Source organism: Fictibacillus sp. FJAT-27399 (genome assembly GCF_001510655.1).
Taxonomy (GTDB): Bacteria; Bacillota; Bacilli; order Bacillales; family Fictibacillaceae; genus Fictibacillus_C; species Fictibacillus_C marinisediminis.
Window position 1 is genome coordinate 229,979 of sequence record NZ_LMVC01000004.1, and the last position, 12,291, is coordinate 242,269.

Here is a 12,291-nt window from a genome sequence, read left to right on the forward strand (position 1 = left end):
TCATACCAAAGTATATATTTTCTGAATCCTGTTCAGAATGATTGCTGAGGTGATGATAAAAATGAAAGATGAAGAAAAACAATCCCAAAAAACAGTTCCGCTAAAAAGCAGGAAAGTGGGCAGGTTTATGAAAAAACGCTGGGTATATCCGGCAGTCTATCTCGCTTTTGCCGCAGTAGTACTAGCTTCCGTCTTGTGGTATCAAAACGATGCTTCTAACTCTAAGGATACACCGAACAGTGCTTTTGACAACCATAATAAAGCCGTTCCGGTAAGTGTTTCTAAAGAAGTATTCAAGATGCCGGCAAAGGATCCAAACAGCGTAGCGATTAAAAAAGAATTCTTTGATCCTGATGCATCTGCTAAAGAACAAGAAGCTGCTCTCGTATTTTATAATAATATCTACTACCAAAATAAAGGAATTGACCTTGCTGCTGAGAGCGGAAAAACATTTGATGTCACTGCTGCCATGAGTGGTAATGTTACAAAATCAGTAAAAGATCCAGAGCTTGGCTACGTTGTTGAAGTTGAGCATACGAACGGCCTTGTTACACACTACTCTTCTTTAGCCTCTGTAAAAGTGAAAGAAGGCGACAGAGTAAACCAAGGTGAAGTTGTCGGTACAGCCGGCCAAAACCTGTATGACAAGGACGCAAAAATTCATGCTCACTTTGAAATCCGCAAAGATGGAATCGCTGTAGATCCTGTATCTGCATGGAACCAATCGGCTTCCCAAATTGAGAAGCTAGTGGATAAGGAAGAACAAGCGAGCAATAAGGAAGAGAAAGCTTCAGTTGAAAAAAGCAAATCTGACAGTGTTCAGGACAGCAGTACTGCTCCTAAAAAAAACAAAGAAAAAGAATCTTCTTCAACTAGCGAAAACTCTAAACAGTCATCTGCAAACGATAACTGAACAAATTGAGAAAGCAGCCCGCGATGTGCGGGCTGCTTTTTTTGGGGGAAAGTAGTGTTTCCTGTGGGCTACTTATGAAAATGATGTGCTTTGCAAGTAAAGTCCTCAATTTCGCAAGTAAACAGGACATTTTCGCAAGTAAACGAGGCATAATCGCAAGTAAACAGAGCATTTTCGCAAGTAAACCTTGCCAAACTGCAAGTAATGCACAGCATGATCACAAAACACGTGCTCCTTTAGGAGAGTTTTAGCGCTTGTCGGGCCTAACCAGGTCCTTCAGCTTTTCTCGATCCAGCTTCAGGACCCAGGCCCTCGAGTCCCTTCACTCTCCCACCTCAACACAAAGAGCGTGTTGCTGTGTGAGAGTTCCAGCGCTTGTCGGGCCTAACCAGGTCCTTCAGCTTTTCTTTTTTCCCTTGTCCTTCTTGAGATTTTGGCATATAAGTACGTTCGTCTTAATAAGATGTTACAAAACCTACAATTCTTTTGAGGGTGAGCGGTGAGAAGACGTAGTATGGCTGCGGTGAAAAGGGGACGGGACACTCTGACTTCATGGAGACGACACACAAGGACAGGTCGCGTAGCTTGAACATAGAAGTCTCTATCGCATCTCTCACATCCAATTTGGGGAGGCGAGTGGTGTGCACGATTACATCAAAGAACGAACCATCAAGATAGGAAGGTATATCGTGGAGACAAGAAAAACAGTGCGTATGATCGCAAAAGAATTTGGTGTCTCGAAAAGCACCGTTCATAAAGATCTAACGGAACGATTACCTGAAATCAACCCGGATTTGGCGAACAACGTGAAAGAAATTTTAGAGTACCATAAGTCTATCAGACATCTACGGGGTGGTGAAGCGACACGGGTAAAGTACAAAAAGGGTGCAGAGGAAGTCGTACAATAAGATACACCACTTCACACGGCGTGCATAAAATGCATGCCGCTGTTGTGCGTTCAGGAAAATATACAAAAAAGTTAACATATTTTTTCCCGGTTCAACAAAACTTATGATAGAATGTTTTATTGGATAGAAATTCGAAAATTGACGATTTTTGTAAAGCGTTGCGGAACATACAGGGAGGATATATGAATGTTTTCAAGGGATGTTGGTATTGACCTCGGTACGGCCAATGTACTGATTTACGTTAAAGGAAAAGGAATTGTATTGGATGAGCCATCTGTTGTGGCGATTGACACAAACACGGGGAAAGCGCTTGCTGTAGGTGAAGAAGCCCGCAGGATGGTGGGACGTACTCCAGGCAATATCGTGGCGATCCGTCCGTTAAAAGATGGAGTAATCGCTGATTTTGAAGTAACAGAGCAGATGTTAAGACATTTTATTAATAAAATAAATGTAAAGGGTATGTTTACCAAACCGAGAATTCTGATCTGCACCCCTGCAAACATTACCTCTGTTGAACAAAAAGCGATTCGGGAAGCCGCTGAAAAATGCGGAGGAAAAGCGATTTATCTGGAAGAAGAACCGAAAGTGGCAGCTGTTGGAGCAGGTATGGATATCTTCCAGCCGAGCGGCAACATGGTAGTAGATATCGGCGGCGGAACAACAGACGTTGCGGTATTATCCATGGGCGATATTGTTACGGCTTCTTCCATTAAGATGGGTGGGGACAAGCTTGACAGTGAAATCCTAAACTACATCAAGAAAGAATATAAGCTGTTGATCGGAGAACGAACATCAGAAAACATTAAATTGAACGTGGCCACCGTCTTCCCTGGTGCCCGAAATGAGGAGATGGATATTCGCGGGCGTGACATGGTAACAGGCCTTCCGCGATCGGTTACCATCCATTCAGAAGAAATCACACAAGCTTTGCTTGAGCCGGTCATGATGATGGTCCATGCAGCAAGAAGCGTTCTGGAAAAAACGCCTCCTGAGCTGTCTGCGGATATCATTGACCGCGGAATTATCTTAACGGGCGGAGGGGCATTGCTCCATGGTATTGACCAGCTGTTCGCCGAGGAGCTTAAGGTTCCTATTTTTATAGCGGAGGAACCGATGAAGGCTGTAGCAAACGGTACCGGCCTAATGCTTGAACACATTGATAAGCTTCCAAAACGGAAAATAAGATAAAGCGTAATTCCAAGACCTGCTTTTCATAAAAAAGCGGGTCTTTTTTTTGTTCGAGCATAAACATCCAAAAGTATTTGCCGATAATAAAGACAAGAAGAAGTGTGCGAAAAAGAGGGGGAACCACTGTGCTAAGAGGATTTTATACTGCAGCTGCCGGAATGATTGCTCAGCAGCGGCGCCAGGAAATGCTGAGCAACAACATTGCCAATATCAACACACCGGGCTATAAGGCAGATCAATCATCGCTTAGGACGTTTCCTTCCATGCTGTTAGAAAGAATGGACTCAAACGGGAAAACGCCTTTAACCATTCCAGGCCAAAAACAGAGCGGCCAGCTGGCGACAGGTGTCTACATGCAGGAAGCCATTCCGAACTTTGTTCAGGGAGATATGCAGGAAAGCGGTGTGAACACCGATCTTGCTCTCGTGCAGGGTTCCGTTCCAATCGATAAAAAAACGGGCAAGCCAGGGTCTTTATTCTATATGGTGGAAACCGCCGCAGGTGAAACACGCTATACACGGAACGGCAATTTCGCCGTAGATGCCAAAAACAATCTGGTTACAGCGGACGGGAACTATGTTTTGGATACAAACGGAAAAAATATCACTGTCTCTGATGAAAATTTCACAGTAAACGGAGAGGGCGTCATTCTTGATCACGGCCGTAATGCAGGCAGATTGGGAGTGGCACTGATTACGAACCCGATGGATCTGGTGAAAGAGGGCAACGGCCTATTGAAGCTTCAAGGCACTCAGAAACCGGGCTCTGCCACAGCAAATCCGCAGGTCGCCTATCAAGTAAAACAAGGTTTTGTTGAACGTTCCAATGTAGATGCTGAACAATCCATGACAGATATGATGGAAGCTTACCGTTCATTTGAAGCCAATCAAAAAGTGCTTCAGGCTTATGACCGAAGCATGGAAAAAGCAGCGAATGAAGTAGGAAAGATCGGATAAGGAGGGACAGACATTGAATACATCTATGATTAACGCTTCAGTGACCATGGGACAGCTGCAGCAGAAACTCGATACAACGGCCAACAATATGGCAAACAGCAATACTAATGGCTTTAAGCGAAGAAATGTTCAATTTTCTGACCTTCTTTTTCAGCAGATCAATAATAAATTTGATAGCAAGAATGAAGTCGGCCGCCTTACCCCTGTGGGAATTCGTGCAGGAAGCGGTGCGAGAGTCAGCTCTACGGCAGTCAGCCTGGAGATGGGGGCGATCAAGACGACAGAACGCCCGCTGGACATCGCCCTATTGAGCCCTGAGCTCTTTTTCCAGGTCCAGAAAAAGGACACCTATGGAAAAACTGTAACGGAATACACACGTGATGGTGCGTTTTATTTAAAGCCAGGAGGAGGGAAGGGTGACCTTGAACTCGTTACCTCTGACGGCAGTGCGGTGATGGGTGATAAAGGGCCGATTCGTATTCCTGCCGGATACAAAGAAATTTCTATTGGACAAAACGGGAATATTTCGGTAACGTTAAGTAATGGAAGGGTCGTCAACAGCGGCAGAATGGCGCTCGTTGATGTCGTCCATCCCCAGCTGCTTAAAGCGGTGGGGCACAATTTTAGAATTCCGGCTGGTGTAAATGAAAATCAAGTGGTTCGGGCGGCAAATCCGGCTAGCGTTAATATGCAGCAGGGTGCCATTGAGATGTCCAACGTAAATACAGGAAATGAAATGACGGATATCATCAATATGCAGCGATCCTACCAGTTCAACGCACGCACCATTACGATGGCTGACCAAATGATGGGGCTTGTCAACGGAATTCGTTAACAGGTGATGAAAAATGGCGAACGAGCTCAGCAGGGAAGAATACCGTAAAAATAAAATGGCAGTGATGAAGCAAGAGGAAGCGGTTAAAGAAAAGAATCCAAAATCGCGGGAAAACAAAAAGAAAGAGCAAAAGACCGGGAAGTCAAAAAGACGCCGTTTTCCGATCTGGCTCCGTCTGATTGTAATTTTTGTTTTAATGGTGATCTGCCTTGTAGTTGGATCTGTGATTGGCTATTCAGTTGTAGGCGATGGCAAAGCAGGGGATGTGTTCAAGAAAGAGACATGGACGCATATCTCTGATTTGGTGAACAAAGATAAGTAGTATAGCGAATAGAATGATGTGAAGAGACAAGGGAGCTGCGGCTCTCTTTTTATTTTGACTGGGGGAGCGGTAACCGTTCTCTTCCTCTCGGCCTATTGGATTAACCTTTTTCTATCATGTATAATGTGCAGAGATACATAGAAACAATAGAACCGTAAACCAGAAAGAAAAGGAGTATCTCGGTATGAAACTAAACATTGAACAGATCAAAGAAATCATCCCCCACCGTTATCCATTTTTGCTTCTTGATACAATTGAAGAGCTCGAGCCGGGAAAACGTGCGGTCGGAAAGAAAAATATTACGGCCAACGAGGAAGTATTTAATGGGCATTTTCCTGATTATAATATTTTCCCAGGCGTATTAACCTTAGAAGCTTGTGCCCAAACCGGAGCGGTGGCGCTCTTGTCTTTGGATGAATACAAAGGAAAGATCGCCATGTTTGCCGGTGCAGACAAAGTAAGATGGAAGCGCCAGGTAAGACCGGGAGACACATTGTTGATGGAAGTGGAGCTGCTTCAAATTCGCCGAGGAATCGGAAAAGGGAAAGTAACGGCAACAGTGGACAGCGAGCTCGCAATGGACGCTGAAATCACATTTGCTGTTGGAAGATAGTTTCTGTAATTGATGGTGCCAGGCACCGCTTTTTGACATATGTCAAAAGCCGGTGCCTGGCACCATTTTCTTTTTTTAAGGCACTGTAAAGGCTATGTAAGGTATTGGTAAATCGCGACTAAATGGGATGTTTTCCTGCTATAGTGTGGATAGAGCCGCTGGTACATGGTGAAGCGGAGCGGTTCTAATCTGAACTAATCGAAGGGAGAACGATGGGATGAATAAAAGTTTCTTAATGAAAATTGGGGCTTCTCTTATGGCGATTATGTTAATGACAGCTTGCAACAACAGCGACACCGAGAAAAAGGAAAGCGGCACAGGCACAGAACAAAAAGTAGATGATGAAAAACAAGCAGATCAAACCAGTACAGATGAAAGCAAGCAGGATCAAGAAACGAGCACTGATACTGAATCGTCTGATCAATAAATGATAAAAGAAGCACATCCGCGCGCGAGCGCAGGTGTGCTTCTTTCATGAAAGGTGCGAGGCACCATTTTATACAAGTTTGATGTGGTAATCTTTCAGCCAAGTGTTGACGTGAATGAGATATTCCATCAGCTTTGTGGCTTGTCCCTCACTCATTCCTGTTCTACCTTCAGCGACCGTTCTGATTTTATTCGTATCGATCAATGGACGAAGCGGTGCATTGCTGTCTTCCACAATGTCCATGAGCCATTTTTTGATGGCTCCAAAATAGACCGGATCCTGTGCGGTCGGGTAGGCACTTTTGCGGCGGTTTCTGACATCGTCAGGAAGGTAGCCTTTTAATGCGCGGCGAAGAATTCCTTTTTCGATGTTGTCGACGCTTTTCATTTCCCACGGAACATTCCAGAGATATTCGACCAAGCGATAGTCACAGAATGGAACACGGACTTCGAAGCCGACGGCCATACTCATGCGGTCTTTACGGTCGAGCATGAACGGCAGGAAGCGCGTGATGAACTGATACGACATTTGACGCTGTTTGGCTCCAAGCTCGCTCTCGCCGGCCAATTCAGGAACTTCTGCCAATGCTTCCTGATAGCGGCGATCCGCGTACTCATCAGGCCGTATAGAGGCGCTGGCTTCCCCTGACAGGATATTGCCAAAGTTACCGCGGCTCTGGCGCCATGGGAACGTGCTGCCATTCAGGAACTCATCCTGATGGAACCAAGGATATCCGCTGAATACCTCATCCGCAGATTCTCCTGAAAGAGCGACGGTGGCGTCCTTTTTCATCTCTCTGAACAGAAGATAGAGGGAGGTCTCCATCTCTCCAAGCCCTGGAAGATCTCTTGCATACAGCGGCTTCAGGAAGTTGTCCAACAGATCATTAGCCCCAAGGACAGTAGAGTGATGCTGAGTTCCAACGTGTTCAGACACGCGTTTTACCCAAGGTTCATCAAGCCCCAAGTGGAGCAAGTCCGTCTGGAAATGTTCTGCACTGTTGGCAAAATCAATGGAATACGTATGAAGAATCTTTCCTGCTTCTTTAAAATCCTTTCCTGCAAGTGCCGTCAATCCGCTGGAATCGAGTCCGCCGGATAGCATGGATACGAGCGGCAAGTCGGAAATGAGCTGGCGTTTTACCGTATCTTCGAGCAGAGATCGAATCTTTTCTGCAGTCGTTTGAACGTCATCGGTATGCTCTTTGCTTTGCACCTTCCAATATTGTCTGACGCGCGTCTGGCTGCTCGTAAACGTAATGCTGTGTCCGGCGCGTACTTCTTTTACATCCTTAAAAACACCAACACCCGGAGTGCGCATCGGGCCGAGAGAAAATACTTCTGCAAGGCCCTCTTTGTCCACCTCAGGCTCAATAGCCGGGTGGGCGAGCAGCACCTTCAGCTCAGAGCCGAAAATAATGGAGCTGCCGCGCTGTGCATAAAAAAGAGGCTTGACCCCAAGATGGTCACGTCCCATGAACAGTTTCTGCCTCTTTTCATCCCAGATGGCAAAAGCAAAGATACCATTTAAATGATCGACACATTCTTCTTCCCATTCCATGTAAGAATGAAGAAGAACTTCTGTATCTGAATGGGTACGGAAAGTATGGCCCCGTTCCTCCAGTTCCTTTTTTAATTCAATAAAATTATAAATCTCACCATTATAGGTCAGAGCAAGTGTCTGCTCTCCCTGTTCATGAAGCATGGGCTGAAGCCCGCCTTCAGGATCGATAACAATCAGGCGCCGGTGACCGAAGGCTGCTCGAGGCGAAAACCAAATGCCGTCTGCATCCGGTCCCCGATGCTCGATCGCTCCTGTCATGTCCCGCAGAATTGATTGTTGTTGAGAGAGGTCTTCTGACCAGTTAACCCAGCCTGCAATACCACACATACTAACATCTCCTTACGCTAATTAATGATGCGTGAACTATCGTAACATAGTATAACGTTAACGTAAACGTAAACTAAGGACCATTTATAAACCTAAACATTCGGGTTTGCCATACTCTGGCTATGCTGCACAATAGTCCGTTATGAGGATTCTTAAAAAAAGGCTGTTTGTAACCATTGTTGCTCTTAGGAGTGGTTGATTTCCGTTTCAGGATGCTCGCTTTCCTCGGGACGGGCGGTGAGCCTTACCGGCGCAAGCGCCTACCTCCTCGGCGCATGGCGCCTGTGGGTCTCCACCTGTCCCGCATCTCCCGCAGGAGTCTCGCACCTGGCACTCCAATCAACATGTAATGAAGGCTCTTTTCCCAAAGCCTTTTAGAACGGCCTTTAAAAAAGAACAATAAAAAAACCGCTTCACGTAAGCGGTCAGTCTCTGGAGTATTTTGAGAGAATCTCTTCCCGGGCGTCAGCTCCTTCTACTCCTTCATGGATTGCTGATGTCAGCCGGTCATACTCTTGTTTCGTAATTTCAGCTACAGCGTTTTACGGAAAAATATAAGGCTTTCCAATATCCATCGTATCAAGCTGATTCATGAGCTCGATCTCATCTTCATTCTCCCTGCACTGGGCGGGATCGAAGGTATACACCTTGCCGAATTCATCCTTAAACTCTCTCTTCATGTTAATAAAGTAACGCAATGTGCATTCTCCTTTCATTTATGCATTCTTTCTAGTAATACCCGATTTTTTGTTTTTAGAGACATAAAAAAAACTATAAAACTTTTATAAAAATGAGGGATAAAAAAAGAGATTTCGGGAATGATAGAAGTACCCCCTTTTTTATATATCTTTTTGTCCCCCGCTTCCTAAAGAGGCGGCCTTTTTTTTGCCTTTTTTTTGATATATGAGCAATTTTGCCAAATCACTTCTTAAATAAATAGTACAAAAGTAACATGTAATTATATTGTAATAATTTATACTAATATAAGGAAAACTAACATACTTTAGGAGGAACGAATGAAAAAGATTCTATTAAGCTTGCTGGCTGTTCTCTTAGCCTTTTATTTTATGCCTGCGAACGCGTTTGCAGCAGGGATAAAGGATGCTGATCTTACAGCCTATCTCGCACAAATCAGCAATGAACGCGGCTATGAAATTAGCAAAGAGGATTACCAAAACTATCTGTCCGATTATGCGGGGATGGAGCTGTCAGATTTTGAGGACATCAATGAACTGAAAGAAACGCTCGGGGCTGTCATCAAGAGCGATAACAGCAATCTTGATGAGATCTATACTGATTTAGATTTGAACGAACAGCAGCTTAAGGATCTTTTAGCGAAGAACGGAGAAGCCATCGAGGATTATATTTATGTAGATGACCTGTACTTTGCGGTTTCCGACCTTCAGGCACCTGATGAAGAAATGCCTGATTTTGAAGAAATTCAAAAAGAAATTGAAGGGGCTCTGGCAGAAATAGATTTGACTCAGGCTGAGATTCAAAACCTGCAGGATCACCTCATGTCCATTGAAAACGACCTAAACTCTCCAGACACAGAAAAAAGACTGGAGTCCATTGCTGAGCGCATGATGAGCATCGACCCGGAACATCCGACAAAAGCACAGATCCAGGAAGTGGGTACAGCATTCGAAGAGCTCATGTCTATCTTTAAAATGAAAGCCAACTTCTTTATCGTAGACGGCAGCAAGAAAATGTCGGTATCTGCCGGAGAGCTGATGCAGATGAAAGTATTGGACGGAGACTATCTTTTGATTCAGCTGTTCGATTTGAACGGAAAAATGCTGGCAGATCTGAAAATCACGTCAGACGATGTTAAATCCGTCCCAACGACAGTAGGCAAGGTAGAGCAAACCGTTAAAAAAGAAGTAAAATTGGCAGCACCAGCGCCTATAGCTAAAAAGCCAAGAACCGTAAATGGCGGCAAATTGCCAAAGACAGCTTCCAACCATCTTGACGATGCACTTGCGGGATTGGCGATTGCTGGAGCAGGGCTATTCCTATACAGAAGAGCAAGGATGTCCTAATGAAACGCAGACAGAGAGAAGGAGGAAGACGGCCCAGAAAGGCTGTTCTTCTTTCTTTTTCAATTGTGATCATTCTCATCGGCATGGGTATGTTTTCGAAGAATATCATCAGTTACGCACGCGGTTATTTTGCCGGCGAAAAAGTGGAATCAAAAGCACTGCACGAACCTGTGAAAAAGCTGGCTGACACAAAGAAAGAAAATCAGGAAGCACCGCTTTACGCCAAACGTCCAGCGATTGGGGAAAAGATGGGCACCCTTTACATTCCAAAATTGGAAGCGAAACTGCCAATCTATCATGGAACGAATGAAGATGAACTGGAAAAAGGAGTCGGCCATTTTAAAGACAGCGTTCTTCCTGGTGAAAAGGACAACTCTGTTCTTTCCGGCCACCGTGACACTGTGTTTCGCAGCCTCGGAAAAGTAGGAAAAGGCGACAAACTTGAAGTGACGACATCAGCCGGAACCTTTACGTATAAAGTAAGGAAGGTTCGAATCGTGGACAAAGATGACCGCACGGTGATCGTTCCAAAACCGCGCGCGGTGTTAACGGTCAGTACGTGCTATCCGTTCAATTATATTGGTGCCGCTCCAAAGCGATATATATTGGAAGCTTTTCTGATCTCATCAGAACGTTCAAAGAAATAGAGAGATATGGCGAAGGGAGGAATAATTTCCCTTCGTTTTTGTTTTGTCGTTCTCGGAAAAACTCTGGTACAGTAAACATAGACCATCAAGATAACAGTCATGAGGAGGAATATCATGGTGAATATAAGAGAGGCACTTCTTCGCGATTTGCCAGCTATCTTGGACATATATAATGATGCGATAAAAACGCTGACGGCTACATTTGATCTGGAAGAGCAGACACTTGAAGAACGAAAGGTTTGGTTTGAAAAATACGGCGGCGACTTTCCGCTGATTGTTGCGAAACTGGACGGCAAAGTGGCGGGATACTGCTGTCTTAGCCCGTTCAGAGATAAAGCGGCCTATTCCCGCACAACTGAATTATCATTATACATATCTTCTGAATTCCGCGGCCAAGGGATCGGCAATGCCTTAATGGAGGATATTCTGAAAAGGGCGGCTGATCTTGGCTACCATACCGTAATCAGCAGCATTACGGGCGGAAACGAAGCGAGTGTAAAACTGCATAAAAAGTTTGGCTTCGAATTTGCCGGCAACTTTAAAGAAGTAGGCTACAAATTTGATGAGTGGCAGGATGTTCACTTTTACCAGCTCATGCTGAACACAGAAAAAACGAAGGGATAAGCGTTCCCTTCGTTTTTTTGATGGGCGAGTGCGTTTTTATGAAAATGATGTGTTTTGCAAGTAAGTCTTGTCGAACCGCAAGTAACACGACGATTTCTGCAAGTAAAGCTTGTCGAATCGCAAGTAATAGAGCAGTTTCCGCAAGTAATACGTGTCGAACCGCAAGTAAACGGGTTCAGGCAAGCACGAGTCGATAGCAATTCCCTTAAAGACTTCGGAATGACTCTGTTACTGCTGATTAACAATATCCTTCAGCTTATTCTGCCATTTATCATCATCTAAAATGATTTGAAAGGAGATCCGGCGATTTTTTTGCAGGGCTGCTGCTGAGCTTCCTTTGGCGATCGGCTTGTATTCGCTGTATCCTGTGGCGGCCAGGTACTGGGCATATGGCAGGCGTGCAAGTTTCGGATTGGCTTTGGCGAGATATTTTACAACCGCAACTGCCCGCTCTGTGGAAAGGGACCAGTTGTCATACGGTACCGAATCGGTATGTCCCTCCACCAGGATAATATAAAGATATTTACTCATATCCTTCTCGTCGATAATGGCGGCGAGTGCATCAGCCAATGGGTTCAGTACCTTCTTGCCCTGTGCGCTGACCTCGGCGCTCCCCGTATCAAATAATATGTTTCCTTCTACAGAGATCGTATTGTTCGGGCCGCGTACAACTTTATCTTTTCCTACATTCTGTTCAAGCTGTTTTTCAATCAGGTCCGAGATGTGTTTTTTAACATCCGCTACCTGATGCAGTTCTTGTTTGATCTGTGACTGATCATAGGCGTTATAAATACTTTGGACGTATGCGAGTATGGCAATGAAAATCATGATGAGCACCATCATGGCCATCATGTCCGTAAAGCTGGGCCAGTAGATTTCTTCCTGGTGCTGTTCTGCAAAAACGTTTTTCCGGGCGCGCACGGTTC

Annotated in this window: 15 protein-coding genes; 12 read left to right on the plus strand and 3 right to left on the minus strand. The window is 45.0% G+C overall.

What is annotated here, in order from left to right; translation table 11 throughout:
- Positions 1-61 precede the first annotated feature (61 nt).
- The 8 genes from AR335_RS17720 (at position 62) to AR335_RS17760 (ending at position 6,162) form a co-directional block, all read left to right on the plus strand.
- On the plus strand, positions 62-913 hold the full coding sequence (locus tag AR335_RS17720; RefSeq protein ID WP_062238355.1) for a M23 family metallopeptidase: 852 nt from the start codon (positions 62-64) through the stop codon (positions 911-913).
- A gap of 641 nt (positions 914-1,554) precedes the next feature.
- Positions 1,555-1,821 (plus strand): sporulation transcriptional regulator SpoIIID, encoded by a 267-nt coding sequence (gene spoIIID / locus AR335_RS17730; protein WP_026677325.1) that lies wholly within the window; start codon positions 1,555-1,557, stop codon positions 1,819-1,821.
- A gap of 186 nt (positions 1,822-2,007) precedes the next feature.
- Entirely contained in the window at positions 2,008-3,009 is a 1,002-nt protein-coding gene (locus AR335_RS17735) for a rod shape-determining protein (RefSeq protein ID WP_062238359.1), read from the plus strand.
- A 125-nt stretch (positions 3,010-3,134) separates the two neighbouring features.
- On the plus strand, positions 3,135-3,965 hold the full coding sequence (locus AR335_RS17740) for a flagellar hook-basal body protein (protein WP_062238361.1): 831 nt from the start codon (positions 3,135-3,137) through the stop codon (positions 3,963-3,965).
- 13 nt (positions 3,966-3,978) lie between these two features.
- Positions 3,979-4,800, plus strand: a complete 822-nt coding sequence (locus AR335_RS17745) for a flagellar hook-basal body protein (protein WP_062238363.1) — start codon at positions 3,979-3,981, stop codon at positions 4,798-4,800.
- 13 nt (positions 4,801-4,813) lie between these two features.
- Positions 4,814-5,122 (plus strand): DNA-directed RNA polymerase subunit beta, encoded by a 309-nt coding sequence (locus AR335_RS17750; RefSeq protein ID WP_234293341.1) that lies wholly within the window; start codon positions 4,814-4,816, stop codon positions 5,120-5,122.
- A 184-nt stretch (positions 5,123-5,306) separates the two neighbouring features.
- Positions 5,307-5,735 carry a 3-hydroxyacyl-ACP dehydratase FabZ gene (gene fabZ, locus AR335_RS17755; RefSeq protein WP_062238365.1) on the plus strand — a complete coding sequence of 143 codons (429 nt, stop codon included), beginning with the start codon at positions 5,307-5,309 and terminating at the stop codon, positions 5,733-5,735.
- 217 nt (positions 5,736-5,952) lie between these two features.
- Entirely contained in the window at positions 5,953-6,162 is a 210-nt protein-coding gene (locus AR335_RS17760) for a hypothetical protein (RefSeq protein WP_053356505.1), read from the plus strand.
- A 69-nt stretch (positions 6,163-6,231) separates the two neighbouring features.
- Here AR335_RS17760 and asnB read toward each other — a convergent pair whose 3' ends face one another.
- Entirely contained in the window at positions 6,232-8,052 is a 1,821-nt protein-coding gene (gene asnB, locus AR335_RS17765) for an asparagine synthase (glutamine-hydrolyzing) (protein ID WP_062238367.1), read from the minus strand.
- A gap of 195 nt (positions 8,053-8,247) precedes the next feature.
- On the opposite strand from asnB, the gene AR335_RS24365 reads away from it, so the two are divergent.
- Positions 8,248-8,430, plus strand: a complete 183-nt coding sequence (locus AR335_RS24365; protein WP_156419073.1) for a hypothetical protein — start codon at positions 8,248-8,250, stop codon at positions 8,428-8,430.
- 164 nt (positions 8,431-8,594) lie between these two features.
- Here AR335_RS24365 and AR335_RS24370 read toward each other — a convergent pair whose 3' ends face one another.
- Positions 8,595-8,750 carry a hypothetical protein gene (locus AR335_RS24370; RefSeq protein WP_156419074.1) on the minus strand — a complete coding sequence of 52 codons (156 nt, stop codon included), beginning with the start codon at positions 8,748-8,750 and terminating at the stop codon, positions 8,595-8,597.
- Between the two features lie 318 nt (positions 8,751-9,068).
- Between AR335_RS24370 and AR335_RS17770 the strand changes: the two genes are divergently transcribed.
- The 3 genes from AR335_RS17770 to AR335_RS17780 all read left to right on the plus strand — a co-directional run bounded on the left by AR335_RS17770 (position 9,069) and on the right by AR335_RS17780 (position 11,365).
- Positions 9,069-10,094: a processed acidic surface protein gene (locus AR335_RS17770; RefSeq protein WP_062238369.1), complete on the plus strand. Its 1,026-nt coding sequence runs from the start codon at positions 9,069-9,071 to the stop codon at positions 10,092-10,094.
- The gene (locus tag AR335_RS17775; RefSeq protein ID WP_062238371.1) at positions 10,094-10,741 is read left to right on the plus strand and encodes a class D sortase; all 648 of its coding nucleotides are present in this window, start codon (positions 10,094-10,096) and stop codon (positions 10,739-10,741) included. Before AR335_RS17770 ends, AR335_RS17775 begins: the two co-directional genes overlap by 1 nt.
- Positions 10,742-10,855: 114 nt before the next feature.
- On the plus strand, positions 10,856-11,365 hold the full coding sequence (locus AR335_RS17780; protein ID WP_062238373.1) for a GNAT family N-acetyltransferase: 510 nt from the start codon (positions 10,856-10,858) through the stop codon (positions 11,363-11,365).
- A gap of 228 nt (positions 11,366-11,593) precedes the next feature.
- Here AR335_RS17780 and AR335_RS17785 read toward each other — a convergent pair whose 3' ends face one another.
- Positions 11,594-12,286: an OmpA/MotB family protein gene (locus tag AR335_RS17785; RefSeq protein WP_062238375.1), complete on the minus strand. Its 693-nt coding sequence runs from the start codon at positions 12,284-12,286 to the stop codon at positions 11,594-11,596.
- Positions 12,287-12,291: the final 5 nt, after the last annotated feature.

What these genes read in the sequence shown, in the direction of transcription:
- asnB (WP_062238367.1), bottom strand. Translation starts at nt 8,052, where the DNA reads ATGTGTGGTATTGCAGGCTGGGTTAACTGGTCAGAAGACCTCTCTCAA.
- AR335_RS17780 (WP_062238373.1), top strand. Translation starts at nt 10,856, where the DNA reads ATGGTGAATATAAGAGAGGCACTTCTTCGCGATTTGCCAGCTATCTTG.
- AR335_RS17720 (WP_062238355.1), top strand. Translation starts at nt 62, where the DNA reads ATGAAAGATGAAGAAAAACAATCCCAAAAAACAGTTCCGCTAAAAAGC.
- AR335_RS17775 (WP_062238371.1), top strand. Translation starts at nt 10,094, where the DNA reads ATGAAACGCAGACAGAGAGAAGGAGGAAGACGGCCCAGAAAGGCTGTT.
- AR335_RS17770 (WP_062238369.1), top strand. Translation starts at nt 9,069, where the DNA reads ATGAAAAAGATTCTATTAAGCTTGCTGGCTGTTCTCTTAGCCTTTTAT.
- AR335_RS17750 (WP_234293341.1), top strand. Translation starts at nt 4,814, where the DNA reads ATGGCGAACGAGCTCAGCAGGGAAGAATACCGTAAAAATAAAATGGCA.
- AR335_RS17760 (WP_053356505.1), top strand. Translation starts at nt 5,953, where the DNA reads ATGAATAAAAGTTTCTTAATGAAAATTGGGGCTTCTCTTATGGCGATT.
- fabZ (WP_062238365.1), top strand. Translation starts at nt 5,307, where the DNA reads ATGAAACTAAACATTGAACAGATCAAAGAAATCATCCCCCACCGTTAT.
- AR335_RS17735 (WP_062238359.1), top strand. Translation starts at nt 2,008, where the DNA reads ATGTTTTCAAGGGATGTTGGTATTGACCTCGGTACGGCCAATGTACTG.